The organism is Pseudomonas sp. HY7a-MNA-CIBAN-0227 (genome assembly GCF_040310325.1).
Lineage (GTDB): Bacteria > Pseudomonadota > Gammaproteobacteria > Pseudomonadales > Pseudomonadaceae > Aquipseudomonas.
In genome coordinates this window covers 1-238 of the sequence record NZ_JBEOPT010000351.1, presented here as the reverse complement: position 1 = coordinate 238, position 238 = coordinate 1, and the positions used below count along the sequence as shown (strand labels likewise).

The window sequence follows — 238 nt, the reverse complement described above, 5'->3', positions numbered from 1 at the left end:
GTCTGACTGATCCGCGCGTTCGTCATCACCGGTAGCAGTTGCCCATTGGTGGTCAGCAATTGCAGGTAAAGCTCGCTGAACTCACCATTTTTTAGCAGCATCGGCCAGGCATAGCTGTGCAGAAAAATACGTGAGGCGGGCGGGAAGTAACTGTCCATGTAATCGCAGTTTTCAGACGCCACCAGTTGCCTGAAGTCCCGATTGGTATGCAGTACGTGACCATTACAGTTTGTGACTA

Annotated in this window: 1 protein-coding gene; it reads right to left on the bottom strand. The window is 51.3% G+C overall.

Going from position 1 to position 238, the window contains the following annotated elements; translation table 11 throughout:
• A partial coding sequence (locus AAEZ06_RS28235) for a hypothetical protein (RefSeq protein ID WP_350617513.1) occupies positions 1-182 on the bottom strand: 182 nt, incomplete at its 3' end.
• Between the last annotated feature and the right edge of the window lie 56 nt (positions 183-238).